Source organism: Neomicrococcus aestuarii (assembly GCF_014201135.1).
Lineage (GTDB): Bacteria > Actinomycetota > Actinomycetes > Actinomycetales > Micrococcaceae > Neomicrococcus > Neomicrococcus aestuarii.
Map to the genome: position 1 here is coordinate 1,686,121 of NZ_JACHDR010000001.1, position 24,733 is coordinate 1,710,853.

A 24,733-nucleotide genomic window follows, 5' to 3' on the forward strand; every position below is an offset into this window, starting at 1 on the left:
TCAAGTGCCGGTTTGCGTAAAGACTACCGGCGGGAACGCTTGCCGGAAGCAAAATTCGGAATGCGTCGCGCAAGTGGGCCCAAGAATTCGTCCAGCTCAGGCACCCGTGAGCGCTTTAACAAGAGGACATAAACAACGGCCATCACTATGCCAACGATGCAGATGGACAGAATCGCGGTGAAGATGGACTGCCACGCGAAACCAAAGGTAAAACCGCCCAGAGCGAAGAGCACCAGGGCGCCCACCACTCCGGAAAACACTGCGATCCAGCCGATGCGCAAGTACGCATCCAGCACAGACGCCACCCCGTAATCCCCATAGCGGCGCACCACCAACACGTGCGCAATGATGGCGGAAAGGATGTTGGTGATACCGAACAACAGCGCCATCGCGAACGCAATATGCAGCGGCGGAACGGTTGCAGCCATGATGAACGCGGCAATCAATCCAATCACGGCAATGCTGGTTTGGATGATCATGGGCGTTTTGGTGTCCTCTTCCGCGTAGAACACGCGGATCAGGAAGAAGTGGACGCTCTTGAACGGTAGCCCCAACGTGGTGAGCAACAACAACTGTCCAATGGCCGCGCCGGATTCCACCGCAGTGTCAGAGGTGCCGCCGAAGATGCGGCCCACCGGTCCCGCGAGCACAATGAACGCCACCGTAGCGAACAAGATCGGCACAGCCGTGGTCTTGAGACCTCGTGAGAGGGCCGGAGCGATGAGGTGCCGCTCCTTCTTCGCAAAGTGTGAAGAGAGCTCATTGAAGAGCACCGTCGCGAGGGAGAGCGCAAAAATCGAATGCGGCAGGACGGTGATGAGCTGGCTGGTGTTGAGCGCGTACTCACCGGGGACACTAGCCCCGCCGTCCGGCAACTGGGCGCGAGCGGCCGTAGCACCGGACACGATGCGTCCGTAGATCAACGACGCCACATTGCCCACCGTCATGGAGGCAAGCGTCCAGATGGCGATTCTGCCCACGTGACGCAGGCCCATGCCGCGCCAGCCGAAGTCCGGCCGGATATGTAGACCGGTACGCATCAATGGAATGAACAGCACCAGCGCCTGCAGCGCAATGCCCAGAGTGGACCCGCCCGCGAGGAGCCAGGTCTGCTGAGAGGTCCACGTTTCAAACTGCTGACCGTTAGCGCGGTAAGCACCAAACAAGAAGATGTAGGCGCCAATCACGCCGATCTGCACCACGTTGTTGAGGACGGGCGCCCACATGTAGGCGCCAAACCGTCCGTGGGCGTTCAGTGCCTGCCCCACCACGGCATAGACGCCGTAAAAGAAGACTTGGGGCATACACCAGTACGCGAAGGCGGTTCCCAGGGCTATTTGCTGCTCTGTCCAGCCGCTCGAGAGCGCCTGGATGATGGGACCTGCCAGCAGTGTGAGAAGCACGGTTGCAGCCGCCATGACCACCACCGTGAGGGTGATGAGCTTAGAGGTGTACGCGCTTCCGCGGTCTGCCGCTTGGGACGCCTTGATCAGCTGAGGCACCAACACCACATTGAAAATGCCGCCGGCAAGCAGCATGAAAATGATGGTGGGGATGACGTTTGCCTTCTCGAAGATGTCCGCTACGGCAGTAGTGGAACCAATCGCGACGGCAAGCAAGGCAGTTCGGGCGAATCCCAAGACGCGGGAAACCATAGTTCCCGACGCCATGAGTGCCACTGCTTTTGAGCGGCCTCGAGCATCAGTAGGAGCGCTCATCCACCTATCCTTTGAGGTAACGCGGGAGGGCTTCGCGAGCGAGCTGCGCGATGCGACGTTCGTTGGGGAAGGACAACCGGTTGGTCAGTTCGGCCAGCGGCACCCAGGCCACGTCTACCGCCTCATGATCCGGGTCCTTCTCGATGGTCAAGTATCCACCGGTTGCGGTGAGCAAGAAGTGGTGCACGGTTTTGTGGACGCGGTAGCGCGGCACGGTGAACCAGTAGTCGATGCTGCCGAGCGGTGTGAGGATGTGGCCTTGAATGCCCGTTTCCTCTTCCACTTCGCGCTCGGCGGCTTGCTCGTTGCTTTCGACGCCTTCCGGGTGGCCCTTGGGCAAGCACCATTCCAAGCGTCCACCGCGGTTGTACCGGGCGATGATCGCTACCGGGAGGTCGCTGCGGGACATGTCAACGATGACTCCGCCCGCGCTCACCTCTTCAACGGTGGGCAGGGCGTAATTTCCCGAGGCTTGCGCTGAGCGGGCGGCGGAGAGAGGCGTGGGAACGGCGTTGGAGACTTCCGTGACGGACGTGTATTCCGTCTCTTGGTACACGGTCTCCTGATACACGCGGTACATTCCGGGACGCGGCGTAGGGGTTTGAGGACGACGACGCTGGCTCGCTTCCGCGCGCTGTGCAGCGCGCTTCTCAGAATCGTCTGCGTCTGCATCCGGGACCGGTCCCGCATTCTTGGTGCCCTCTGGGCCCAATAATTCTTGGTTCTTGAGGCGCTCTTCGCGCTGATTTTCCCGGATCTTGGCGCGCTCATAAGCACGCGCTAAAGATAGCGGCGTGCGTTTGGGAGCGCGCGGAACCGGATGAACCATGTATTCCACTCTAGCTAATAGCCTTACTTTCACTGGCCGAGCTATTGACGGTGGCGCGGAATCAGTGTTGAATCTGGCAATCTTAAAGGCACTATGCATGAATTGACGGACCTTCCCCGCTTACTCACTGGACTTCCGAAAGCTGTTTTGGAGCTCGGTGAGCTCTTCAGCGCCGCCGGTTTTGAGATTGCGCTCGTGGGAGGGCCGGTTCGAGACCTCTTCTTGGGACGTATTTCTCCGGACTTGGACTTCACCACGAATGCGCGTCCTGATGACACGTTGAAGGTCATCGAAGGCTGGGCAGACGCCACGTGGGACGTGGGTCGAGAGTTCGGAACCATTGCTTTCAGGCGCGGTAAGGACCAATTCGAAGTAACTACCTATCGTGCAGACGCTTATGACGGCGACTCCAGGAAGCCAATTGTTGCCTTTGGTGACCGGCTTGAAGAGGACTTAATCCGCCGCGACTTCACGATGAATGCCATGGCGCTTCGCTTGCCGTCGCTCGAGTTGGTGGACCCCTACGGGGGTCTCGACGACTTGCGCGCGTCCCGAGTGATGACACCCAGCACGCCAGCCGTTTCCTTCACGGATGATCCGCTGCGCATGATGCGTGCCGCACGCTTTACCTCTCAGTTGGGGGTGGAGCTGGCCCCCGAGGTCGAGCGGGCCATGAAGGATATGGCCGGGGAGATTAACCGCATTTCCCGCGAGCGTGTGCGGGATGAAATCATCAAAACCATTATTGGTGCTTACCCTCGTGCGGGTGTCGATGCCTTGGTTCGAACCGGTTTGGCGGATCACGTGCTGCCGGAAGTGTCCGCTTTGCAGCTGGAAACCGACGAACACCATCGTCACAAGGACGTGTACCAGCACTCGCTCCAAGTACTCGAACAAGCTGCCGATCTGGAATCCGATTCAGACGGGCCTGTGCCGGCGCCGGACTTTGTGTTGCGTTTCGCGGCGCTCATGCACGACGTGGGGAAGCCTGCCACCAGGAAGTTTGAGCCGAGCGGTGCGGTTTCTTTCCGTCACCATGACATGGTGGGCGCCAAGCTCACCAAGAAGCGCATGCGTGAACTGCGCTTCGACAACGAGAGCATCAAGGACGTTGCCCGCCTGGTGGAGTTGCACATGCGCTTCTACGGGTACGGCGATGCCGGGTGGACCGATTCGGCCGTGCGCCGGTACGTCAACGACGCCGGACCGTTGTTGGAACGCCTCCACCGCTTGACCCGAAGCGACGTCACTACCCGCAATCGCCGCAAGGCCGAGCGCTTGGCGTTCGCCTACGACGATCTTGAACAGCGCATCCAAACCTTGCGAGAGCAAGAGGAACTCGATGCGGTTCGTCCAGACCTGGATGGTGAACAGATCATGGAGATCCTCGGCATCAAGCCAGGCCCGGAGGTGGGCAAGGCGTACAAATTCCTGCTTGAGCACCGCTTGGATCACGGACCCGTGGACTACGATCAAGCGGCCGCGCTCCTCAAAGAGTGGTGGAGCCAGCAGTCCTAAGGTTTGCTTCATGAGACTGGGTTTCACAAAAAAGATTCACTAATTCCGAGTTTTGGCTTGCGCTCGCTGCGAAAGTGACCGTACAGTTATTTCTCGATTGGGAAACACCAATGAGATCGTCTGATCCACAGTTTCCCTCGCGTCAATTATTGGACGCCAGCTTGCTGGCCTGACTGCCTAAGGAGGTGGATGAAAGTGATTATTTTCCGAACGAAGACTCCGAATCTCGGAAATACAGGACACTTCTCTGCCTCCGTGCGTGCGCACTAGCCACCAGCAGTCACTCCGCAAGACTTTTCTTCTTAATCGCATTTCGTTCATCAGAACCCTCTGAGGTCAGACGTCTGAAATCGATGGAGCTGCACTCAAGCTAGGTACCTCGTTCGAGAGGCCCCGTTGATCAACAACCGGCCCTGCCTTCGAAAGAGACCATCATGTACCGCCCACCCTCGCTGATCGTTCAGCAAGATCACGCAGAAACCACGCCTTTTCGTGCCATGAACGTCAGCGCAAACCAACCCCGTGCGTTCGCAAGGGACACGCCTTCGCAAGCTGCGTCGTCGTCCTTGAAAACCCCAGACGGCGCCGAACTGCTCTTCGCGGGCCCCGCACTTCTCACCTCACGCTTCATCGACAGCATCGAAAGGAGGTAACCACAATGCGCAACCACCACCCCTCAGCATCCAAGCGAATTCCCAAGCGTCGTGAAGCCGTTTACTACGACTCACGCCCTCGTGAACGCTGGGAAGCTCAGTTTCCACTGGAAATGATTCATCGCGTCCGGTAAGTCCTCAATTCAGCTAACAAACTGCGATAGTTTGAAGCTGTAACAGACCCAAAGGAGGGTACCGTGACAGAAACTCAGACTCCAGACCTGGAAATGACCGACCTCGCGATCGCTGGACGCGCAACGCTTCAGCCTATTACCGCCATTGCTGCAGCCGCGGGCATCGACGACGATGCGCTCGAACTGTACGGCAAGTACAAGGCCAAGGTTGACGTCTTCCGCACGAAGGAAAGCCCAGCGACGCTCGGCAAAATTGTCCTTGTTACCGCCATGTCACCGACGCCAGCCGGCGAAGGAAAATCAACCACGACGGTTGGCCTCGGTGACGCACTCGCCCTTGAAGGTCAGAAGGTAGTGATCGCTCTTCGCGAGCCATCACTCGGTCCCATCTTCGGCATCAAGGGCGGTGCAGCCGGCGGCGGATACGCCCAAGTGCTTCCCATGGAAGACATCAACATGCACTTCACCGGCGACTTCCACGCCATCACGAGTGCCCACAATCTTCTGGCAGCCCTGCTGGACAACCACATCCACCAAGGCAATACGCTCAACATCGATCCGCGCCGCATCCAATTTCGCCGCGTGCTGGATATGAACGACCGCGCCCTGCGCAATGTGGTCATTGGCCTGGGCGGACCCACCGAAGGTGTGCCGCGCGAAAGTGGCTTCGACATCACCGTGGCCTCCGAGGTCATGGCCATCTTCTGCCTCGCCACCTCCATTGACGACCTGCGCGAACGCCTTTCCAAAATCACCGTGGCCTATACCTATGACCGCACACCGGTCACCGCGGGAGACCTCAACGCTCAAGGCGCCATGACGCTGTTGCTCAGAGACGCCCTCAAGCCCAATCTCGTGCAGACCATTCAGGGGACGCCGGCGTTTGTGCACGGTGGCCCGTTCGCGAACATCGCCCACGGCTGCAACTCGATTCTCGCCACCAACACCGCCCGCGAATACGCGGACATCGTGGTGACCGAGGCCGGATTCGGTGCCGACCTTGGCGCCGAGAAGTTCCTCAACATCAAGGCCCGCTTCGCCGGCTTCAGCCCGGACGCAGCCGTCATTGTGGCAACCATCCGCGCGCTCAAGATGCACGGCGGAGTACCAAAATCTGATCTTGGCCAAAGCAACGACCAAGCCATCCGCGACGGCTTCTCCAACTTGAAGCGCCACATCGCCAACATCCGCAAGTTCGGCATTGAACCGATTGTGGCGATCAACCGTTTCACCACAGACACGGACTCGGAGCTCGAGATTGTTCAGGAACTCGTGCGCGGCGAAGGCGCCGAAGTTGCCGTTGCCAATATGTGGGCCGAAGGTGGCGAAGGCGGCCGGGACCTCGCACGCAAGGTCATCAGCGCCGCCCAGCAACCCAACGATTTCCACCAGCTTTACGAGCTTGATCTGTCCGTCGAGGAAAAGATCGAGACAATCGTCAAAGAGATCTACGGTGGCAGCGGAGTGGACTTTAGTGCGGCCGCGAAGAAGCGCCTCAAAGAAATTGCTGACAACGGCTGGGACAAGATGCCGGTCTGCATGGCCAAGACGCAGTACTCGTTCTCAGATGACGCCACCAAGCTGGGTGCACCCACGGACTTCACGGTGTCCATCCGAGATCTTCAGGTTCGCACCGGTGCCGGCTTCATTGTGGCTATCACCGGGGCCATCATGACCATGCCTGGTTTGCCGAAGGAGCCGGCCGCACTGCGAATGGACGTGGCTGAGGACGGAAAGGCTATTGGCCTGTTCTAATTTCACGCCCCTAATCTCATGGCTCTAATCCCGAGGCCGTAAAAGCGAAGGGTGGGCTGACTTGCAACGATGTCTCGTTGACAAGCCGGCCCACCCTTTTTGCTGCTAGAACAGCAATGGCTTAGCGCTCGGTGACTCCAGCGATGAAGTCTTCGACCTTCTGCTTAGCAATGGAGTCCTCGTACTGCTCTGGTGGGGACTTCATGAAGTAAGAGGATGCCGAGAGGATCGGTCCGCCGATGCCGCGGTCCAGTGCAATCTTCGCTGCACGGACGGCGTCGATGATGACGCCTGCGGAGTTCGGGGAGTCCCACACTTCGAGCTTGTACTCGAGGGAGACCGGAGCGTCGCCGAAGTTGCGGCCTTCGAGGCGAACGAACGCCCACTTGCGATCATCCAACCAGGCCACGTAGTCCGAAGGACCAATGTGCACGTCGCGGTCGGAAAGATCTGCGGACGTGTTGGAGGTGACTGCCTGAGTCTTGGAGATCTTCTTCGATTCCAAACGCTCGCGTTCCAACATGTTCTTGAAGTCCATGTTGCCGCCCACGTTGAGCTGGTAGGTGCGGTCCAGGACCACGCCGCGGTCTTCGAAGAGGCGAGCCATGACGCGGTGCGTGATGGTGGCGCCGATCTGGGACTTGATGTCATCGCCAACAATAGGAACGCCGGCTTCGGTGAACTTGTCAGCCCATTCCTTGGTGCCCGCGATGAACACGGGGAGGGCGTTGACGAAGGCAACCTTCGCATCGATCGCTGCCTGAGCGTAGAACTTGGCGGCTTCTTCGGATCCAACCGGCAAGTAGCAGACCAGAACGTCTACCTTGTTGTCCTTGAGGACCTGAACAACGTCAACTGGCTCTGCGTCAGATTCTTCGATGGTCTCGCGGTAGTACTTGCCGAGGCCGTCGAGGGTGTGACCGCGCTGAACGGTGACGCCGGTCTGTGGGACGTCGGCGATCTTGATGGTGTTGTTTTCGCTCGCAAGGATGGCATCGGCAAGGTCGAGACCAACCTTCTTGGCGTCGACATCAAATGCGGCAACGAACTCAACGTCGTTGATGTGGTACTTGCCGAATTCAACATGCATCAGGCCGGGAACGGTATCGCCAGCGGTAGCGTTCTGATAGTACTCAACACCTTGTACCAGTGAGGTGGCACAGTTGCCCACGCCCACGATGGCCACGCGAATTGGATTGCCCGACACTCATTGCTCCTAAGAAAACCTGAATACTTCGGCTCCAGCGCGCAAATAATTACCGCAGATTGAGCCTCATTGATTCTAGTGCACTTAGCGTTGTTATTATTCCGGGTTCCTCTCAGCGCGAAGTGCCGCAACCCCGCTTTTGGCTTTTGGGGAGGCGGTTTTGAGTACGACGACGCCTGGTTCCGTGAGCGGTCCCGTTGCGTCAGTGAGGGGTTCAGCGGGGTTTGACCGCTACAAAATGGTTGATCCATTCCGCTCCGGCCGCGTTTGTCACGGCCTTCCACACGGCCAGATTCCGATCATTTACAACGTTAACCGTTTGATTTTGGCGCAATGCACGCAATGACGGGCCCAGCCATTGTGTTCCACGTGAAACATTGACAACCTCTGAGCGTTGCCATTCGTAAATGAGCTCTGGCGATTCCCAACCGGCTGAGATGTAACGCAGCGGCCCCTCGAGTGCGAGGTTCGCCACTAATTCACGCATCCCGTTCTCAAGGGACTCCGCATTCTGATCCTGGCGGTACTCAGGGGCAATCAAAACGTTCGGCTCGAAACACGCATTCTGAGGGCGAAGGGAACCCAGCCATTCAAAAGCGTGGCCCTCAACCCGCACTCCAGCATCAACTAAACCTTTTTCGGTTGAATTTGGGAGGAGGGTAGAACTGACGAGACACAATCGTTGGGCTTCAGCGAGCCAACGCAGCCGACCCGCGAGCGTCGTGTGGCTCGTGGGAAGGCGCGAGGATCCCAGAATGAGGTCAGCGAATGACAACACTGAAGATCCTTCAATAGCCAGGACCACTCCGCCGCGCGGATGCGGCGAATTGATGGCGTCGGCCAAAATACGTTGAGTGTGGGGATCCCACAGATCCGTGATCACTCTGCGGTCAGCACGTTGGTGGTGCACCCAGGTGGCGCCCGTGCGCTCAGCGATCCACCCCACACGGAATTCGCTCGAGGACTGTGCGCGGATATGAGGCCAGGCTTCGGTGGCAAACTCGAGCCGCTCTTGTTCTGTCGGCGCGGAGATGGCGAGGGCGACTGCACGTCCCAGGACGCCCGCGTTGTATGCCTCAGCGACGCAGAGTGCCTGAAAATCTGTGCGCGCCCACGCGGCCGCGGTTCCTAGAGCGGGTCGAGCCGCTTGTTGCAAAACTTGCCGAGCTTTTGTCATGGCGCCCTTCCCTCTCGTTGCACAGTAGGTGGCTAGGGTTGCCTGACAGTGAATGTGATGTGAACAAGTCGAGACGCCTAAGTGATATTGGCTAGTGTGGAGATATGAAGGAGCCACGACGGACATCCCCCACGCGCCACGAGCGCAGCGAGTCTTCGCGCAGCTCCGAATCGAACGCCCCTGACTCGAAGGGTTCCGTTTCACACGGCCCTGTTTCGCGCGGTCCCAAGCAAGGGCCGCTGCGCATCACCGTCCCCACACGAAACGATCGCTTCTTGTCCCGCCTGACCGAAGTGATCGGCGGACCCCTGGGTCGCTTCACGGACCCAGGCCGCGTCAACCCGGGAATCTTCACGGTGCAGCGCGTTCTGGTGATCCTGACGGTCATTGGAATCCTCGGGGCGATCCTTGCCAAAAACATGTGCCGCACTCAAGGCTGGGGCGGACTGAACTCCTATCAGTGGGCCTGCTACTCAGACTGGTCTGCGCTCTTCCACGCCCGCGGGTTCGCCGATAACGCCTTCGCTCCCTTCACCGGGGGTGAACTGTTCGAATACCCCGTCCTCATGTCCGTGGTGGCGTCGGTAACGGCCTGGCTCACGCCGGGCGGAGACGCTTTCGGTGGACAGTTCAACCGCACGCTCGCGTACTTTGACATCAACCTGTTCTTCGTCGCCCTGCTCTGGATCCTGACGGTCATCGTCACCAGTAAGACCGCGGGCCGGCGCCCGTGGGACGCGGCGATGATCGCGGTAGCACCGGGCATGATGCTGGCCACCACCATCAACTGGGATATGTGGGCCGTCGCCGCCCTGGCTGTGGCACTGCTCTTCTGGTCTCGGGACAAACCCTTCGTGGCCGGCATCTTTATAGGTCTCGGCACGGCAACCAAGCTTTACCCCATCCTGTTCCTAGGCGCCGTCATTGTGCTGGCTATCCGCACGGGAAAGTACAAGCCCCTTATCTGGAATGTGGCCGGAACGGCCGTCGCGTGGATTGCCGTCAACATCCCGTTCGCCCTTGCCGACTTTGACGCGTGGTCCTACTTCTTCGAGTTCAGCCGGGACCGAGACGCAGGATACTCCTCCATTTGGTACGCCTGGAACCTCGGCGCTGCCAACGTTCCCGGTATGCCGCTCATGAGCGCCGAGTTCATCAACAAGGCCGGATTCTGGGGCTTCGCACTAGCCTGCGTGCTCATTGCCGTCCTCGCGCTCGTCGCGAAGCAACGCCCACGACTCTCCTCAATCCTGTTCTTGATCGTGGCCAGCTTCGTCCTCTTCAACAAGGTCTACTCGCCACAATTCGTGGTCTGGCTAGTACCACTCGTCGCGCTTGCGTGGCCCCGCTGGAGAGACTTCCTGATCTGGCAACTCTTTGAAGTCCTGCACTTCTGGGCCGTCTGGTTACACCTCTGGGCGCTCTTCGCGCAGTGGGAACCACAGCACTCCTTCCCGCCAGCTTTCTACGTCTACGCGGTGATCGCGCACATCCTCGCCACCGTCTGGATCATGGGCAAAGTGGTCATGTCCATCCTTGACCCCAGCACGGACCCTGTCCGCCGCGTGGGACAAGAGGATCCGCAAGCCGGCCCCTTCGCCGGGCAACCGGACAAATTCAGTTGGGCCATCCTGTCCCGCTATCTCACCGGGCCCAAAGCATCCTCCCGCGAGCGTGAAAACAGTACTTCCAGCTAACGGGAAGTCGTCCGCTGGGATGAGCTGCGTCGTCGTACTGCATCACCGAGTTCATCCCGCAGGGTGGTTCGCCAGCGCAGGAATGTTCCTAGGCTGGAAGCATGATTCAGGCTCAACAACTCACTAAGCACTACGGCACCAAAACCGCCGTAAGCGGCGCGACGTTCACGGCGCACGCGGGCAAAGTTACCGGATTCCTAGGGCCCAACGGTGCGGGCAAATCCACCACCATGCGCATGGCCATGGGAGTTGATAAGCCTTCTGAAGGCAGCATCACCATCAACGGCAAACCGCTCGCCGCACATAATGCTCCGCTGCGTGAAGTAGGCGCCCTGTTGGACGCTCGCGCGGCACACCCCAACCGCAGCGCTCGCGCACACTTGAGCGCCCTCGCTGCCACCCACGGCATCCCGAAGAAGCGCGTCAACGACGTTTTGGAGCTCACCGGCATCGCAGCCGTGGCCCACAAGCCCATCAAGGGGTACTCGCTGGGTATGGGCCAGCGCCTCGGTATCGCCGGCGCACTCCTGGGTGATCCAGAGACCCTGATTTTCGACGAACCCGTCAACGGCCTGGACCCGGAAGGCGTGAAATGGGTGCGCCAGCTCTGCCGCGCTCTCGCCGCCGAGGGCCGCACCGTGTTTATCTCCTCCCACCTCATGAGCGAAATGGCGCAGACCGCGGACCATCTTGTGGTGATCGGTCGAGGCCGCGTCATTGCTGATGCCCCTATCGATCAGCTGCTCAACAGCACGGGCGATCACCGCGTACGGGTGCGCACCGATGCCGCCGCACAGCTCGTGGGCGCGCTCAACGGCCCGGGCGTCACTATTGTGGAGCGCGATTCCACGCTCCTTGAAGTTTCCGGGCTTTCATCCCGTCAGATCGGCCAACTGGCCCTCGAAAACCGCATCCTCGTCACCGAGCTAACCCCGGTGGCGGTCACCCTTGAGGACGCGTACCTCAACCTGACCAAGACGGAAGTGGAATACCAATCCGGCGAAACTCTCGACGCCGCGGAGGGAAGCAAGTAGTTATGAGCACTCAAACCATCAACCCTGACGGCCTGCAAGCCAACGCTCCCGCCACCTACCGGCGCTCGGAGCTGGGCCACAACAACTCCTTTGGCGGCGTCATCCGTAGCGAGCTCATCAAGCTACGTAGCCTGCGCTCCAACTGGATCCTGATCATCACCTCGATCTTGCTCTTCGTGGGTATTGCCGCGCTCTCCACGTGGGCGTTCGCGTCATTCATCGACGAAATCTCCAGCGCCGCAACCACCGGCGACGTACCCGCTGAAGCCACCGGCGAAGGTGCCTTCAACTACATGGCGTCCGGCGGATGGCAGCTCGCGGTGTTGCTGTTGAGCTCCCTTGCGGTCATCAACATCAGCTCCGAATTCGTCACCGGTGCCGCCCGCACCACGTTTGCGGCAACACCGCGCCGCTGGCCCGTTTACTGGGCGAAGGCGCTGATTGTGGCGCTGTTGACCTACGTGCTTTCGGTCGTGGGCATCCTAGCCTCCGCGGGCATTGTGGAAGTGATCGCTCAGCAATACGGCTACGGCCAGGACTTCTCGAGCGAGGCCTTCCAGAAGGCGCTGTGGTGGACTCCATTCGCGGTCATGATCATTGCGCTCATGAGCTACGGCATTGCCGCGATTCTGCGCAACTCTGTAGGTCCCATCATGATTGTGGTGGCCGTGGTGTTCGTGCTGCCGGTGGCGCTCTCCGTCTTCCAATCTGACATCACCCAGAACATCGTCAAGTGGCTCCCCACGTCCCTGGCCACGGTGGTCATGGACCAGTCCATGGGACAGATTGATGTGGAATTCGTACCGGCCCTCATAGCGCTCATCACGTGGGCTGTAGTGCCACTGGTTGCCGGCGCGATCCTCACCCAGCGCCGCGATATCTAAGCACGTATCCACATTCGGTATGGGGGGCGCGCGAGAGCGTGCCCCCACTTTCGTAGGCTAGAGACATGTCAGCAACACCCACCCCCTCACTCAACGAGGTCTTTGACCGGCGACGGTGGCCCATCGTGCGCTTTTTGCGCCGCCATCCCGTCATCACGGATCTCTTGGTGTGTGCTGTCTACCTGTTTTTGAGCGCTACTCCGCTCTTGTTCTTAGTGGAGGGCGCTCAGAGTTGGGCGCTGGTCCTGAGCATCGTGTTCGTAGTGGGCGTGCTGTTGTTCTTTAGGCGGCGGTGGCCGCTCGCGCTGTTCGTCCTGGTGCTGGCTCTAGAGCTGTTGCTAGTAGTGGTGGATCAGAACTCGACCACCAGCGGCTTGGGCACCATGATCATGCTGTACACCGTGGCCACGAAATACCGTCCGCGCCGGTCCTTCGTCCTGGCAACCCTGGCCAGTGCCCTGATTGTGGCGGGGATTTGGCTGAACATTGACCGCCTCATGGGCGATCCCGAGCTGAATAACCCCGAAATGGGCGGCGAAGTCAGCCCGGTGCTGATCATGGTGCTGGTGGGTTTCACCATTTTGATGTCCAACTACTTCGTCACCGGCATCGGATCGTGGGTGCGCAATAACCGCATTCACGAGGCCGAAATCGCGAACTGGGGTCTGAAAATCCGGGAGCTCGCGCAAAACCAGGAACGCACGCGCATTGCCCGCGAAATGCATGATGTGGTGGCGCACTCCCTCTCCGTCATGATCGCCCTCTCCGACGGCGCGCGAATTGCCCTCAAACGCAATCCTGACAAGGCCAGCGAGGTTCTTGAGGACATCAGCGGTACGGGCAGGACGGCGCTCGCTGACATGCGCCGCATGCTGTCCGTATTGCGCGAGGACTCGAACTCGCCGTTGGCGCCGCAGCCGTCCCAGGAGTCTTTGCGGGACATGTTGGAGGGCTTCCGAAAAGCGGGCATGCCGCTCACGTTCACGCAGTCAGGGCCGGCAATTCACGCCGATCCCACGCTCGAGCTAACCATTTTCCGCATCATTCAGGAGTCGCTCACGAATTCCTTGCGTTACTCTCCCACGGCCACCGAGGTTCACGTGCGGGTGGACCGGACGGACACGCACGTGACGTTGTTGGTGTACGACGACGGAGCTCACGCAGGTGCCCCTCGTTACGGTTCAGAAGCCACGGCTCCCGTGACGCGAACGAGTGCCGGCCAAGGTTCGGGGCAGGGGCTCAAAGGTATTGCGGAGCGCGCGGCCATGTACGACGGCACGCTCGAGGCCGGTCCCGCGGGAGACGGCGGCTGGCGCGTGCTCGTGACGTTGACGCTTCCCGTGCATTCACCGAGTGACTCCAGCCACGCCCCCGCGGGGGCGGATCTGCGCACGTCTCCATTGAAAATTCATCGTTCTAAGACTGAGGATGCCTCATGACCGCGCACGAATCGACCACGAACCAACACCTGAACATCTTGCTGGTGGATGACCAGCGTCTTTTGCGCATGGGCTTCCGGCTCATCCTTGAGGGTGAGGACGACTTCACGGTGGTCGGTGAAGCTTCGAACGGCCGCGAAGGCGTGGAAATGACGGAGCTGCTGGCACCGGACATTGTCCTCATGGACGTGCGCATGCCGGAAATGGACGGCATCGAAGCCACGCGCCGCATCGCCGCAGAATACCCGGAGGTCAAGGTCATCATTCTGACCACCTTCGATGTGGACGAATACGCCTTTGCAGGCCTACGGGCTGGCGCGTCAGCGTTCTTACTCAAAGACGTTGAACCCGAAGAACTGGTCTCCGCGGTGCGCGTGGTCGCAAGCGGCGACGCCGTCGTAGCCCCTCGTGTCACCCAGCGCTTGCTCGAAACCTACGTGCGCCCCGTCACCCCGGGAGCGGCAAGCACCCAGAGCAACCCGGGGTCACCCTACGCGGGTGGAAACCTAGCCGAGGGCGGTCACCGGACGGCACCAGGCGGCGTCGTACCTTTTGCAGGCGGAACCGCCGCAGCGCCTCACCCGGCGCATTCGGGGCCGGGCGGGGATCTCACCCCGCGCGAAATGGAAGTGCTCGGAGCCATCAGCGAGGGGCTCTCCAACGCCGAGATCGCCTCACGCTTCTTCCTCTCCGAGGCCACCGTGAAAACTCACGTGCGGCGCATCCTGACCAAGCTTGACCTGCGCGACCGCGTGCAGGCCGTGGTCTACGCGTACGAGCACGGATTGGTGGTTCCGGGCTCGAATGGGAGCTGAAAAGCGCGGGAGTTGTTAAGCTCGTTTCATGGAACGCACCCCGCAGTTTTCGCCAGCACAGCAGCACGCTCTTGACCTCGCGGACTTCGTGTCCGCGTCGCCCTCGAGCTTCCACGCCGTTGCCGAAGGCGTCTTGCGGCTGGTGGCTGACGGTTTCAGCCCGCTCGTCGAGACCGAAGCGTGGAATCTGACGCCCGGAAAATACTTTGTGCAGCGAGACGGCGCGCTCATCGCGTTCGTGATTCCGGACTCCGCGACGGCCACCACGGGCTTCCGCATTCTGGGATCCCACACGGATTCGCCGTCCTTCAAGCTCAAGCCCAAGCCCACCACGAGCGCTTTTGGCTGGTTGCAGGCCGGGGTTGAAGTGTACGGCGGGCCGCTGCTGAACTCGTGGCTGGACCGCGAACTGGTCCTCGGCGGGCGGCTCGTCACCCACGACGGCACCGAAGTTCTCACCCGCACCGACCCACTTTTGCGCTTCCCGCAACTCGCAATCCACCTGGACCGCGGCGTCAACGAGGGGCTCAAGCTGGATCCGCAACGCCACATGAACCCCATTTGGGGCACGGGTCGGGCGGAAGAATCGGACATTTTGGCGGTACTGGCGGACGCTGCCGGCATCGATCCGCTCAGCATTGGCGGGTACGACGTCGTAGCGTGCGACGCGCAGGCGCCGGCTCTCTTTGGTGCCACGAACGAATTCTTGGCCTCCGGCCGACTCGACAACCTCAGCTCCGTACACGCTTCCCTGACCGCTTTGCTCGAGATTGCCGACGCCCCAGGCGAGCGAATTGCCATGATCGCGGCGTTCGACCACGAGGAAATCGGTTCCGCGTCCCGCTCCGGTGCGGCCGGGCCGTTCTTGGAAGAAGTGGTGCGCAGGATCGGCTTCGCGCTGGGCGGGTCTCTTGAAGAGTCCTACCGGGCCGTGGCGGATTCGGTGTGCTTGTCCTCGGATGCCGGGCACGCGATTCACCCGAACTACCCGGAGCGCCACGACCCCCACAATCAGCCCGTGGCCGGTCAAGGACCGCTCTTGAAGATCAACGCGAACCAGCGCTACTCCACGGATGCTCCTGGGGCGGCGGCGTGGACGCAGTGGTGCGCCACGGCTGATGCCCGCTACCAAGAGTTTGTCTCCAACAACGCGATGCCATGCGGGTCCACCATCGGCCCCATCACGGCCACGCGGATCGGCATTCGAACCTTGGACGTGGGCGTTCCGCTGCTCTCGATGCACTCGGCACGAGAAATGGCGCACGTCGAGGACTTGTACTCGCTCTCACGCATTGCGCAGGCGTTCTTCACCCACAGCTAGACACAAGCCGGCGGAAGCGGCACGGTTGTCCCCAAGAACCCACTGTGGGGCTGGGAAGGAAGCTGCGCCGTCGTTATGGTTAGGGGAGAAATTCCGGTAAGATAGCTGAGGTTGTTTGTGCCCGCATGTCCATATGGGGTCACATTCACCAACGCGAAGAACCTCCTGTTGCGGAAAGACCGTGACCGTTAAGTCCAAAGGAGGTGGGTTCACATGCGTGCTTATGAATTGATGGTGCTGATCGACCCAGAGGTCGACGAGCGCACCGTTGAACCAACCATCAACAAGTTCCTCGAAGTTGTAACCAACGAGGGTGGAACTATTGACAACGTTGATATCTGGGGACGTCGCCGCTTGGCATACGAAATCCAGAAGAAGTCTGAAGCGATCTACGTAGTCGTTAACTTCACGGCAGAGCCTGCAACGTCGGCCGAACTCGACCGTCAGCTTTCTTTGTCTGAACAGATCATGCGTACCAAGATCATTCGTCCGGAAGATCAGAAGGTTTCCGCAGAGTAATCTCGCGGATACCGCGTACGAACACTACTGAAGGGGAACCATGGCAGGCGAGACAGTTATCACTGTGATCGGAAACTTGACGTCCGATCCCGAACTTCGATTCACCCCGTCCGGATCCGCCGTTGCGAACTTTACGATCGCATCGACGCCTCGGACCTTTGATCGCCAGTCCAACGAGTGGAAGGACGGCGAAGCGCTGTTCCTCCGCGCGTCTGTGTGGCGCGAAGCTGCCGAAAACGTAGCTGAGACGCTCACGAAGGGCATGCGTGTCATCGCTCAGGGTCGCCTCAAGTCTCGTTCGTACGAAACCAAAGAGGGCGAACGCCGCACCGTAATGGAGCTTGAGGTCGAGGAAATCGGCCCATCGCTTCGTTTCGCTTCGGCAAAGGTTAGCCGTGCTCAGCGCTCCGGCGGTGGCGGCGGCAACTTCGGTGGTGGAAATTCTGGTGGCAACTTCAACGGGGGCAACTCCGGTGGAGGCGGCAACTGGGGCGCAGCTAACGCTCAGCCACAGCGCCAGAATGACAACCCGTGGGAAAGCAGTGCTTCCACCTCATCTTCGGATGGTTGGGGCAACGACCTCGGGAACGACGAACCACCGTTCTAAACATCCCGCTCACGCGGGAGATCGTCCTCGATCTTCTATAAACAAAACATTCACCATCCCGCAGATTGATCTGCGGGCTCCAACAGAAAAGGAGCTCCACGATGGCTAAGGCTGAACTCCGTAAGCCCAAACCAAAGTCGAATCCATTGAAGGCCGCCGATGTGACGGTCATCGACTACAAGGACGTAGCTTTGCTGCGTAAGTTCATCTCCGATCGCGGAAAGATCCGTGCACGTCGCGTGACCGGCGTTTCCGTTCAGGAACAGCGCAAGATTGCTCAGGCAATCAAGAACGCTCGTGAAGTCGCCTTGTTGCCTTACTCCGGCGCTGGCCGCGGCTAAGGAAGGAAAACAAACATGGCAAAGCTCATTTTGACTCACGAAGTTACCGGACTCGGTACTCCTGGCGACGTAGTGGAAGTAAAGAACGGTTACGCACGTAACTACCTTCTCCCACGCGGCTTCGCAATGCCGTGGACCAAGGGTGCAGAAAAGCACGTTGAGGCTCTCAACGCTGCTCGCGCCGCAAAGGCCATTGCAAACCTCGAGGATGCACAGGCTTTGGCTGCAAAGCTCAAGTCCACCACCATTCGTCTCTCCGTCAAGGCTGGTGAAGCGGGACGCCTCTTCGGCACCGTCAAGCCAGCTGACATCGCAGCAGCAATCGAAGAAGCCGGCCTCGGCAACCTCGACCGCCGCTCGATCGAGATCCAGGACGCCATCAAGTCTGTTGGTAACCACTCGGTTACCGCTCGCTTGCACGAAGACGTCTTGGCTGCATTCGACGTTCAGGTTGTTGCCGCAAAGGGCAAGTAACCTTCACGCTGAATAGCTGAGAATTTAGAAGAGCCGCTCCCGGTTGGGGGCGGTTCTTCTTTTTGTTCTTCCACTTCAACATCTTCACTTCCGAGCTCTCGTCATGCCTGCTCTCGTCTTCTCGGTGCTCTTCTTGAACCTAGTTCTGGCCGCTTGTTTTTGTTGGCAGTGTCTTGCTGCGCGTTCTTACCGCGCGGCACCGGCGTCCCGTGCGGCGACGTAGCGATTGTTGTGTCGCCGAATGTCGAGACGTACAGATTGTTGCGTGGCCGAAAACCGAAACGTACGGATAGTTGCACGCCCATCGGCTCGACGTAGCGATTGTTGTGTGGCGCGCGCTGGCGTCGTAGCCAATGTTGCTTGGCCGAATGTCGAAACGTACGGATTGTTGCGGGCCATTCGGCGCTGCGTAGCTGGTGTTGCGTCATCGTAGTTTCAATAGCGACGATCACACAACACCAGCTACGTTTGGTCTTCTACCGGGGCTCCACAGTTCCGTTCATCACTTCACATCGCCCACGAGGGACCTTTCATGACGTCCAGTGACGCATTGAGAGGGGTGCTAGTACTCCCCGAGATGGCGGCGAAGTGATTCCGCCCGCGTCGATTGAATGATCAAGTGACGCTGGGATTGATGTTTCTTCGATGTTTCCGGACTATTTCCATCTTCTGTTCTATGTCAATAGCTGGTTCCTTAGCTTTTCGAAATGTTTCGCCCACTTTTGACGAGTAGATCGAATACGCCTTACCGTTGAACTCAGAATCAAGAGAGTCAATGACAAGCCCTGGCTGGTTGACCGGCAACCCTCTGGTAGTAGTGGGGTGCTCCAGGTGACGATTCGGCGTTCGGGGAACTCCGCAACGCAAGTACTGCATCCGACCAACGGACTGCGGACGAGTTACCTAAGGAACTGTTATGACCGCCAGCGTAGAGAGCACCACCGTTACCACCGGTAGCGGCACCATTTCTCATGATGTGGGAGCTCAGTCCCTCCGTCAGGCATTTTCACGTTTCCCATCAGGCGTTGCCGCGTTGTGCGCAATCGTCAACGGGGAACCTCAGGGAATCGTGGCCTCTTCCTTCACGGTTGGCGTTTCCCTTGAGCCACCACTGGTGATGTTCGCAGTACAAAATTCGTCCCGCACGTGGCCAATCGTCCGCGGCGCAGAGCGCATTGGCGTATCCATCCTTGGCGAGAGCCACGAAGGTGTCTGCCGCCAGATCGCATCCCGCAATGGCGATCGCTTCGCTGGCCTCAACCTTGCATCCACTGATGACGGAGCCTTGTTCCTTGAGGACGCAGCACTATGGCTGGACTGCACCGTTGAGTCCGAGTTCCCTGCAGGGGACCACCAGGTGGTGCTCTTGCGCGTTCACGGCCACGAATCCCACGGCGACGCTAACGAACCACTGGTTTTCCATGGCTCGGCCTTCCGCACGCTCAAGGACAACGCGCTCGTCTAAACGCGCCAGTTCAGACACGTTCGTCTAGACGCGCTTGTCTAGAAGCCGACCGCGCTGAATCGCCACCGCCCGGCATCACTTGCCGGGCGCGCGCTTATCTCTCTGCTGATTGGTTCAGCACTTCGGCGTAGTGCCGATGTCCTACACGCACAAGCTCTTTCAAGACCTCTAGGTCTATGTCGGCGAGCTTATTGACGTATACGCAGGCGACCGCCGTCTTGTGCTTGCCAAGCTTGGCGAGTAGTTCGGCGGATTCCGGAGCCTCTTTGATTCCGTACAGCGACAGGCTTGCCTTGCGCGGCGAGAATCCCACCATGGGTGCCGTTCCTTCGTGCCCACTGTCATAGCGGTAAAAGTACTCGTCGAAGCCCACAATGGTGGGTCCCCACATCACCGGTGGCTTGCCGGTGACTTCCTCCATGAGCTCCAGCAGCACTTCGCCGTCCGCACGCCGCGTGGGGTGCTCTACGGAAGCGATGAACTCGCGAGGGTCAACAACTGTGGGTTGCGTCTTGTTCTCGGCCATAAACACCAATGTAGTGGCCCTGCGTGCTCTCTGTCGCGACATCGATAAACGCTCCACTTCGCACGGGGCGCCATCTGAAACCACTCACGCTGCACAGTGTCTCCAATGGCGCGTCATCATCACGAGGCATTCGTTGCCCTCAAACCGAGTGGCCGGCTGGTGATGACGCCACAACTGACGGACTCCAAACGGCGGATGCACTCGATGCACGGATGAAAGCTTCCAGTCAAGTTCTTAGCATGATCCCGCGCGTGTCTGTGCACAAGTACCCCCAACCTGTGGATAACTCTTGTGGGTATCCCCAAATTTTCAAGTATTTATCCACTGTAGATCGGCTTGAACCTGGAGGTGGCGCTTGAACCTTTGTGGAAAAGTATTTTGAATCCACAGCTGTGAATTTGTGTTTAGCCTAGTCAGAGCTGGTTAATGGTCAGAAACAAGGTTGGGGTCACAGGGATATCCCCAAGTTATACACATGGGCGGTGGATGAATGTGTCAGTTATGCACATGGCCTGTGGATAACTCATTTGAGTCGGACGAACTACGGGACTATGGTTGCCTGAGCTCTATATCGCAGAGTGCCTATTTTCCATCCCCAACGTTGGTCTTTTCTAAGTGTCACTGGGTGTCAGGACAATGGACTTCTGACGCAAGAGCTAAGAATTGCGCCGCCGTGGGCTTTCACGGGATCACGCTAAGTACATCAAGGGGAATTCGTGGCCGTTCAGCACCTGGACAACGCATCACGTTCTGAAGACACGCAGTTTGCGCGCACGCCACCGCAAGACATCGTTGCAGAACAGAGCGTTTTGGGCGGCATGATGCTCTCCAAGGATGCCATCGCCGACTGCATCGAAGTCCTTCGCGGCCCGGATTTCTACCGACCAAACCACGAGGCTATTTACGAGGCCATCCTTGACCTCTACGGCAAGGGCGAACCTGCTGACGCAGTCACGGTGGCAGATGAGCTGACCAAGCGCGGAGAAATCGGCCGCATCGGCGGTCCCGGTTACCTACACACGCTCATTCAGTCCGTTCCAACAGCCGCCAACGCCGGCTACTACGCCGAGATTGTGCACGAACGCGCAGTACTGCGCAGGCTCGTCGAAGCAGGTACCCGCATTGTGAACATGGGGTACTCGCAAGGCGGCGAAGTCGAAGAGATCGTCAATGCTGCTCAAGCGGAGATCTACACCGTCTCTGAGCGAGAGACCGCAGAAGACTACGTGGCCCTTCGCGACATCATGGAAGCCACGGTCGACGAGATCGAGGCTAACGGCAGCCGGGGCGACGGCCTCACCGGTGTCCCCACCGGCTTTTACGAACTCGATGAGCTCACGCAGGGTCTCCACGGCGGACAGATGATCGTCATCGCCGCACGTCCCGCAATGGGTAAGTCCACGTTCGCGCTGGACTTCGCCCGCTCGGCAGCCATCCACCATGACATGGCCACGGTGTTCTTCTCCCTGGAAATGGGCCGTAACGAGATCGCGATGCGCTTGCTCTCCGCGGAGGGACAGCTCATGCTCCAGGACTTGCGTAAGGGTAACGTGCGTAACGAGGACTGGCAGAAGATCGCCAACACCATGGGACGCCTCAACAGCGCGCCCTTGTTCATTGACGATTCGCCCAACATGTCGCTTATGGAAATCCGTGCCAAGTGCCGCCGTCTGAAGCAGAAGAATGACCTCAAACTGGTCATCATTGACTACCTGCAGCTCATGAGCTCCGGCAAGCGCGTGGAATCCCGTCAGCAAGAAGTCTCCGAGTTCTCGCGTGCTCTCAAGCTGCTCGCGAAAGAGCTCGACGTCCCCGTGATCGCGCTTTCCCAGCTGAACCGTGGCTCCGAGCAACGCCCGGATAAGCGCCCCGTGATTTCCGACCTTCGTGAATCCGGCTCAATTGAGCAGGACGCCGACGTGGTGCTCTTGCTCCACCGCGACGACGTGGTCAACAAGGACACCTCCGAGCGTCCAGGCGAAGCGGACATCATTGTGGCCAAGCACCGTAACGGTCCCACCGGAAACATTGTGGTGGCGTTCCAAGGTCACTACTCGCGCTTTAGCAACATGGCTCGCTAATTCGCCTCGACTGGTCACATTTCACCGAGTAGATCCGTCATAGAAGTAGCAGTACTTCACCGAAAGGACACTGAGAGACGATGAAAACCATGACCTGCCGCCAATTCGGCGGACCTTGCGACGTCGCGCACACCGGCAAGACTGCCGATGACGTGATCAACGCTCAAGACAAGCACCTCAAGGAAGCCGTCAAGGCTGGGGACGAAACCCATGTGCCTGCTCGCGAAGAGATGAAGGGTCGCTGGCGTAAGCCGTGGGCCGCACTTGGCTGGTACCGCGACATGAAGAAGACCTTTGCCGAGCTCCCCGAAGACGGAGCCGTTAACGCTTAAGGCGAGCTGCGTCGTCGTACTAGCAAGGAATCATCCTTGCGCCGCGCCACCGTCTGCAGCACGTCAGGATCCGCGCGGAACGTAATGCTCCGGACCTGGCCGTTGTGGATGGCGAAGTCGAAAGCGACCCGCGCAATTCCGCGATCAATCCACGCCGCTCCAGCCCGCGAACCAATGAACGCAGGGAACGCGGTCTGGGCGGCGCCATTGAAGAAGGTCGCCACCGTGTCCCGGCCAGAAATGCGCTCGGGCGTGCCCATCGCAATGGCCGCGGCGTCTCCGCCGATCACCACATCCGGCGCCAATAGCGTCAGCAACCGCTCGAATTCGCCTTGCTTCGCGGCGGATAAAAACGCGTCCACAATCTCCCAATCAGGCACCGGCGAGGGGAGAGGCATGGCATTTTCCCGCAATTTGGTGCGCGCCCGGGAAGCAAGTTTTCGCGCGGCGGCCGGGGAAACCTCGAGCATCGCGGCAATGGAATCGAAATCAAAGGCGAAGCTGTCATGCAATACGAAAGCCACGCGCTCACGAGGCGACAATCGCTCGAGAACCACCTGCAGCGCTGCCCCAAGTTCTTCCCCCAGCAGCACCTCATCGGCAACATCGGGAACGTCCTCAGTGATCTCCAAATCTTCCTCCGCCACCGGAACCTTCGCCCGCAAACGATCCAGGCACAACCGGACGGTCACGGTGGTGAGCCAACCGGGCAGGTTCTCGATGGACTCGTTCGTTCCAGCCAACCGCAGCCACGCCAGCTGGACCATGTCCTCGGCCTCGGACGCATCACCCAACACGCGCGCGGCAACGCGAGTCAGTCGCGGGCGCTCAGCTTCAAAAGCGTTTGCTAATTCGTCCGGTGCCAACAGAGAATCTCCTCAAGATGCATGCAGTACGGTGTCACTCAACGAAAGGACCGCTCATGGCCAAGCTAGAAGATCAGTCCCAAGCTCCACAGAAGATCGACGAGCTCATTGCGAGCATAGAGGATTGGCGCGGCGAACGGCTCTCGCAAATGCGTGAATGGATCAAGGAAGCGGTCCCGGACGTGACGGAGACGTGGAAGTGGATGGGCAGTCCTGTGTGGGAGAAGGACGGCATCATGATTGTGGGTGATGCGCACAAGGACAAGATCAAGCTCACCTTCAACTTCGGCGCGCTCTACGAGGATCCGCATGGCCTTTTCAACAACGGCAACGGAAACCAGCGCCGCGCGATTGACGTTGATGAGTCTCTTGACCTCAATAAAGAGCACTTCATTGAGCTAGTGCGCGCCGCGGCCGCCTACAACGCGGAGAAGAAAGCTGCGAAGAAGACGGCTAAATAGCCTGCGCTCGCTTCCTCACGATGTCGCCGAGCGCATCCAGCACTTTCGATTCGATCTTCCAGCGCTGCCAATACAGCGGAATATCCACGTACAAATCAGGCTCGAGCGGCACGAGTTTGCCGCTGTCAAAGTGCTTTTGGCATTGCAGAAGTGGCATCGCGCCCCACCCCATGCCCGCGAGAACGGCGCGCGCAAAACCTTCGGAACTGGGGACGGTGTGCTGAGTTTCGGGGGTCGCCCCGCGCTCCGCCAGCAGGTCTCGTTGGATGGCGTCTTTCGGGTTGAAGTGCACCACCGGTAGCGTGTTCCAGTTCAGTTTTCCGCGTTCTGTATGGCGTACGACGACGTCTGCTCGCGCTGCGGGAACATACCTCATGACCGCGAGGGGTTGCGCTGAGCAGCCCTGAACCGGGTGCGGATCGGAGGTCACAGCAGCCATCACTTGGGCGGTGCGAAGCAGTTCCGCGGAATGTTGTTGGTCTTCGAGATGGATCTCCACCGAAGTGGGGTGTAGCGCGGCGAAGTCTGGGAGGCAGCGCGCGAACCAAGTGGCCATCGAGTCTGCGTTGACGGCGATGGAAACCGTGTGAGCGGAGTGAGCTTTGTCTAGGACGGTGGCTGCCTCGGACTCGGAGAGCTCCATCTGTTTGGTCAGCCGCACCAGCGCGAGTCCGGCCTCGGTGGGAACGCACGGGGTTCCGCGCACAATCAGCACCTGACCAGCCTGGTTTTCGAGCGCGCGGATTCGCTGGCTCACGGCGGAGGCAGTCATGGAGAGCTGTTTTGCGGCGGCGTCAAAGGTGCCGGTCTCCACGATGGCCGTGAGGGTGGCGAGGTGTTCTCGATTCCAGCGCATAAGTAATTCTTACCGTACTGAAGA

At 59.5% G+C, this 24,733-nt stretch carries 24 protein-coding genes and 1 riboswitch; of the genes, 17 read left to right on the forward strand and 7 right to left on the reverse strand.

Going from position 1 to position 24,733, the window contains the following annotated elements; translation table 11 throughout:
- Positions 1-23: 23 nt before the first annotated feature.
- Together murJ and HD598_RS07545 are read right to left on the reverse strand one after the other, a co-directional pair.
- Positions 24-1,718 (reverse strand): murein biosynthesis integral membrane protein MurJ, encoded by a 1,695-nt coding sequence (gene murJ, locus HD598_RS07540; protein ID WP_260170513.1) that lies wholly within the window; start codon positions 1,716-1,718, stop codon positions 24-26.
- A 4-nt stretch (positions 1,719-1,722) separates the two neighbouring features.
- Positions 1,723-2,298: an NUDIX hydrolase gene (locus HD598_RS07545; protein ID WP_183666726.1), complete on the reverse strand. Its 576-nt coding sequence runs from the start codon at positions 2,296-2,298 to the stop codon at positions 1,723-1,725.
- A gap of 342 nt (positions 2,299-2,640) precedes the next feature.
- Between HD598_RS07545 and HD598_RS07550 the strand changes: the two genes are divergently transcribed.
- From HD598_RS07550 to HD598_RS07560, 3 genes are all read left to right on the forward strand, one after another.
- Positions 2,641-4,065, forward strand: coding sequence for a CCA tRNA nucleotidyltransferase (locus HD598_RS07550; RefSeq protein ID WP_183664909.1), 1,425 nt, complete (start codon positions 2,641-2,643; stop codon positions 4,063-4,065).
- 434 nt (positions 4,066-4,499) lie between these two features.
- Positions 4,500-4,718, forward strand: coding sequence for a hypothetical protein (locus HD598_RS07555; protein WP_183664911.1), 219 nt, complete (start codon positions 4,500-4,502; stop codon positions 4,716-4,718).
- A gap of 227 nt (positions 4,719-4,945) precedes the next feature.
- Complete coding sequence (locus HD598_RS07560) at positions 4,946-6,607, forward strand: formate--tetrahydrofolate ligase (RefSeq protein WP_183666728.1); 1,662 nt, start codon at positions 4,946-4,948, stop codon at positions 6,605-6,607.
- A gap of 121 nt (positions 6,608-6,728) precedes the next feature.
- Here HD598_RS07560 and HD598_RS07565 read toward each other — a convergent pair whose 3' ends face one another.
- On the reverse strand, positions 6,729-7,814 hold the full coding sequence (locus HD598_RS07565; RefSeq protein WP_071894482.1) for an inositol-3-phosphate synthase: 1,086 nt from the start codon (positions 7,812-7,814) through the stop codon (positions 6,729-6,731).
- A 214-nt stretch (positions 7,815-8,028) separates the two neighbouring features.
- Positions 8,029-8,991 carry a hypothetical protein gene (locus HD598_RS07570; protein ID WP_183664913.1) on the reverse strand — a complete coding sequence of 321 codons (963 nt, stop codon included), beginning with the start codon at positions 8,989-8,991 and terminating at the stop codon, positions 8,029-8,031.
- A gap of 104 nt (positions 8,992-9,095) precedes the next feature.
- On the opposite strand from HD598_RS07570, the gene HD598_RS07575 reads away from it, so the two are divergent.
- The 11 genes from HD598_RS07575 (at position 9,096) to HD598_RS07625 (ending at position 19,587) form a co-directional block, all read left to right on the forward strand.
- Positions 9,096-10,688, forward strand: coding sequence for a glycosyltransferase family 87 protein (locus HD598_RS07575; RefSeq protein ID WP_183664915.1), 1,593 nt, complete (start codon positions 9,096-9,098; stop codon positions 10,686-10,688).
- Positions 10,689-10,789: 101 nt separating this feature from the next.
- Complete coding sequence (locus HD598_RS07580) at positions 10,790-11,722, forward strand: ABC transporter ATP-binding protein (protein ID WP_183664917.1); 933 nt, start codon at positions 10,790-10,792, stop codon at positions 11,720-11,722.
- 2 nt (positions 11,723-11,724) lie between these two features.
- Positions 11,725-12,606 (forward strand): hypothetical protein, encoded by an 882-nt coding sequence (locus tag HD598_RS07585; RefSeq protein ID WP_183664919.1) that lies wholly within the window; start codon positions 11,725-11,727, stop codon positions 12,604-12,606.
- 65 nt (positions 12,607-12,671) lie between these two features.
- Positions 12,672-14,045, forward strand: coding sequence for a sensor histidine kinase (locus tag HD598_RS07590; protein WP_183664921.1), 1,374 nt, complete (start codon positions 12,672-12,674; stop codon positions 14,043-14,045).
- The gene (locus HD598_RS07595) at positions 14,042-14,860 is read left to right on the forward strand and encodes a response regulator (RefSeq protein WP_183664924.1); all 819 of its coding nucleotides are present in this window, start codon (positions 14,042-14,044) and stop codon (positions 14,858-14,860) included. Before HD598_RS07590 ends, HD598_RS07595 begins: the two co-directional genes overlap by 4 nt.
- Before the next feature lie 28 nt (positions 14,861-14,888).
- On the forward strand, positions 14,889-16,181 hold the full coding sequence (locus HD598_RS07600) for a M18 family aminopeptidase (protein ID WP_183664926.1): 1,293 nt from the start codon (positions 14,889-14,891) through the stop codon (positions 16,179-16,181).
- A 213-nt stretch (positions 16,182-16,394) separates the two neighbouring features.
- Positions 16,395-16,700, forward strand: coding sequence for a 30S ribosomal protein S6 (gene rpsF / locus HD598_RS07605; RefSeq protein ID WP_183664928.1), 306 nt, complete (start codon positions 16,395-16,397; stop codon positions 16,698-16,700).
- A gap of 40 nt (positions 16,701-16,740) precedes the next feature.
- Entirely contained in the window at positions 16,741-17,307 is a 567-nt protein-coding gene (locus tag HD598_RS07610) for a single-stranded DNA-binding protein (RefSeq protein WP_183664930.1), read from the forward strand.
- A gap of 101 nt (positions 17,308-17,408) precedes the next feature.
- Positions 17,409-17,648, forward strand: a complete 240-nt coding sequence (gene rpsR, locus HD598_RS07615; protein WP_071894491.1) for a 30S ribosomal protein S18 — start codon at positions 17,409-17,411, stop codon at positions 17,646-17,648.
- Positions 17,649-17,663: 15 nt separating this feature from the next.
- On the forward strand, positions 17,664-18,122 hold the full coding sequence (gene rplI, locus HD598_RS07620; protein ID WP_071894492.1) for a 50S ribosomal protein L9: 459 nt from the start codon (positions 17,664-17,666) through the stop codon (positions 18,120-18,122).
- A gap of 761 nt (positions 18,123-18,883) precedes the next feature.
- Positions 18,884-18,998: riboswitch (SAM riboswitch) on the forward strand.
- Between the two features lie 40 nt (positions 18,999-19,038).
- Entirely contained in the window at positions 19,039-19,587 is a 549-nt protein-coding gene (locus tag HD598_RS07625) for a flavin reductase family protein (RefSeq protein WP_071894493.1), read from the forward strand.
- 94 nt (positions 19,588-19,681) lie between these two features.
- Here the strand turns inward: HD598_RS07625 and HD598_RS07630 are convergent, their stop codons facing one another.
- Positions 19,682-20,113 carry a DUF1801 domain-containing protein gene (locus tag HD598_RS07630; RefSeq protein WP_183664932.1) on the reverse strand — a complete coding sequence of 144 codons (432 nt, stop codon included), beginning with the start codon at positions 20,111-20,113 and terminating at the stop codon, positions 19,682-19,684.
- A gap of 716 nt (positions 20,114-20,829) precedes the next feature.
- Here HD598_RS07630 and dnaB point away from each other — a divergent pair.
- Both dnaB and HD598_RS07640 read left to right on the forward strand, forming a co-directional pair.
- The gene (gene dnaB, locus HD598_RS07635; RefSeq protein WP_183664934.1) at positions 20,830-22,194 is read left to right on the forward strand and encodes a replicative DNA helicase; all 1,365 of its coding nucleotides are present in this window, start codon (positions 20,830-20,832) and stop codon (positions 22,192-22,194) included.
- Positions 22,195-22,274: 80 nt separating this feature from the next.
- Complete coding sequence (locus HD598_RS07640; RefSeq protein ID WP_183664936.1) at positions 22,275-22,526, forward strand: hypothetical protein; 252 nt, start codon at positions 22,275-22,277, stop codon at positions 22,524-22,526.
- Here the strand turns inward: HD598_RS07640 and HD598_RS07645 are convergent.
- The gene (locus HD598_RS07645) at positions 22,523-23,392 is read right to left on the reverse strand and encodes a sigma-70 family RNA polymerase sigma factor (RefSeq protein WP_221244620.1); all 870 of its coding nucleotides are present in this window, start codon (positions 23,390-23,392) and stop codon (positions 22,523-22,525) included. The two genes, HD598_RS07640 and HD598_RS07645, sit on opposite strands and share 4 nt — an antisense overlap.
- Positions 23,393-23,448: 56 nt before the next feature.
- Here HD598_RS07645 and HD598_RS07650 point away from each other — a divergent pair, with 56 nt between their 5' ends.
- Entirely contained in the window at positions 23,449-23,853 is a 405-nt protein-coding gene (locus HD598_RS07650) for a DUF1801 domain-containing protein (RefSeq protein ID WP_071894498.1), read from the forward strand.
- Here the strand turns inward: HD598_RS07650 and HD598_RS07655 are convergent.
- The gene (locus tag HD598_RS07655) at positions 23,846-24,709 is read right to left on the reverse strand and encodes a LysR family transcriptional regulator ArgP (RefSeq protein ID WP_183664938.1); all 864 of its coding nucleotides are present in this window, start codon (positions 24,707-24,709) and stop codon (positions 23,846-23,848) included. The genes HD598_RS07650 and HD598_RS07655 overlap by 8 nt on opposite strands.
- Between the last annotated feature and the right edge of the window lie 24 nt (positions 24,710-24,733).

Bases quoted from the DNA above. Each gene is read 5' to 3' on its own strand.
- murJ (WP_260170513.1), bottom strand. From the start codon at position 1,718: ATGAGCGCTCCTACTGATGCTCGAGGCCGCTCAAAAGCAGTGGCACTC.
- HD598_RS07545 (WP_183666726.1), bottom strand. From the start codon at position 2,298: ATGTACCGCGTGTATCAGGAGACCGTGTACCAAGAGACGGAATACACG.
- HD598_RS07550 (WP_183664909.1), top strand. From the start codon at position 2,641: ATGCATGAATTGACGGACCTTCCCCGCTTACTCACTGGACTTCCGAAA.
- HD598_RS07555 (WP_183664911.1), top strand. From the start codon at position 4,500: ATGTACCGCCCACCCTCGCTGATCGTTCAGCAAGATCACGCAGAAACC.
- HD598_RS07560 (WP_183666728.1), top strand. From the start codon at position 4,946: ATGACCGACCTCGCGATCGCTGGACGCGCAACGCTTCAGCCTATTACC.
- HD598_RS07570 (WP_183664913.1), bottom strand. From the start codon at position 8,991: ATGACAAAAGCTCGGCAAGTTTTGCAACAAGCGGCTCGACCCGCTCTA.
- HD598_RS07575 (WP_183664915.1), top strand. From the start codon at position 9,096: ATGAAGGAGCCACGACGGACATCCCCCACGCGCCACGAGCGCAGCGAG.
- HD598_RS07580 (WP_183664917.1), top strand. From the start codon at position 10,790: ATGATTCAGGCTCAACAACTCACTAAGCACTACGGCACCAAAACCGCC.
- HD598_RS07585 (WP_183664919.1), top strand. From the start codon at position 11,725: ATGAGCACTCAAACCATCAACCCTGACGGCCTGCAAGCCAACGCTCCC.
- HD598_RS07590 (WP_183664921.1), top strand. From the start codon at position 12,672: ATGTCAGCAACACCCACCCCCTCACTCAACGAGGTCTTTGACCGGCGA.
- HD598_RS07595 (WP_183664924.1), top strand. From the start codon at position 14,042: ATGACCGCGCACGAATCGACCACGAACCAACACCTGAACATCTTGCTG.
- HD598_RS07600 (WP_183664926.1), top strand. From the start codon at position 14,889: ATGGAACGCACCCCGCAGTTTTCGCCAGCACAGCAGCACGCTCTTGAC.
- rpsF (WP_183664928.1), top strand. From the start codon at position 16,395: ATGCGTGCTTATGAATTGATGGTGCTGATCGACCCAGAGGTCGACGAG.
- HD598_RS07610 (WP_183664930.1), top strand. From the start codon at position 16,741: ATGGCAGGCGAGACAGTTATCACTGTGATCGGAAACTTGACGTCCGAT.
- rpsR (WP_071894491.1), top strand. From the start codon at position 17,409: ATGGCTAAGGCTGAACTCCGTAAGCCCAAACCAAAGTCGAATCCATTG.
- rplI (WP_071894492.1), top strand. From the start codon at position 17,664: ATGGCAAAGCTCATTTTGACTCACGAAGTTACCGGACTCGGTACTCCT.
- HD598_RS07625 (WP_071894493.1), top strand. From the start codon at position 19,039: ATGACCGCCAGCGTAGAGAGCACCACCGTTACCACCGGTAGCGGCACC.
- HD598_RS07630 (WP_183664932.1), bottom strand. From the start codon at position 20,113: ATGGCCGAGAACAAGACGCAACCCACAGTTGTTGACCCTCGCGAGTTC.
- HD598_RS07640 (WP_183664936.1), top strand. From the start codon at position 22,275: ATGAAAACCATGACCTGCCGCCAATTCGGCGGACCTTGCGACGTCGCG.
- HD598_RS07650 (WP_071894498.1), top strand. From the start codon at position 23,449: ATGGCCAAGCTAGAAGATCAGTCCCAAGCTCCACAGAAGATCGACGAG.
- HD598_RS07655 (WP_183664938.1), bottom strand. From the start codon at position 24,709: ATGCGCTGGAATCGAGAACACCTCGCCACCCTCACGGCCATCGTGGAG.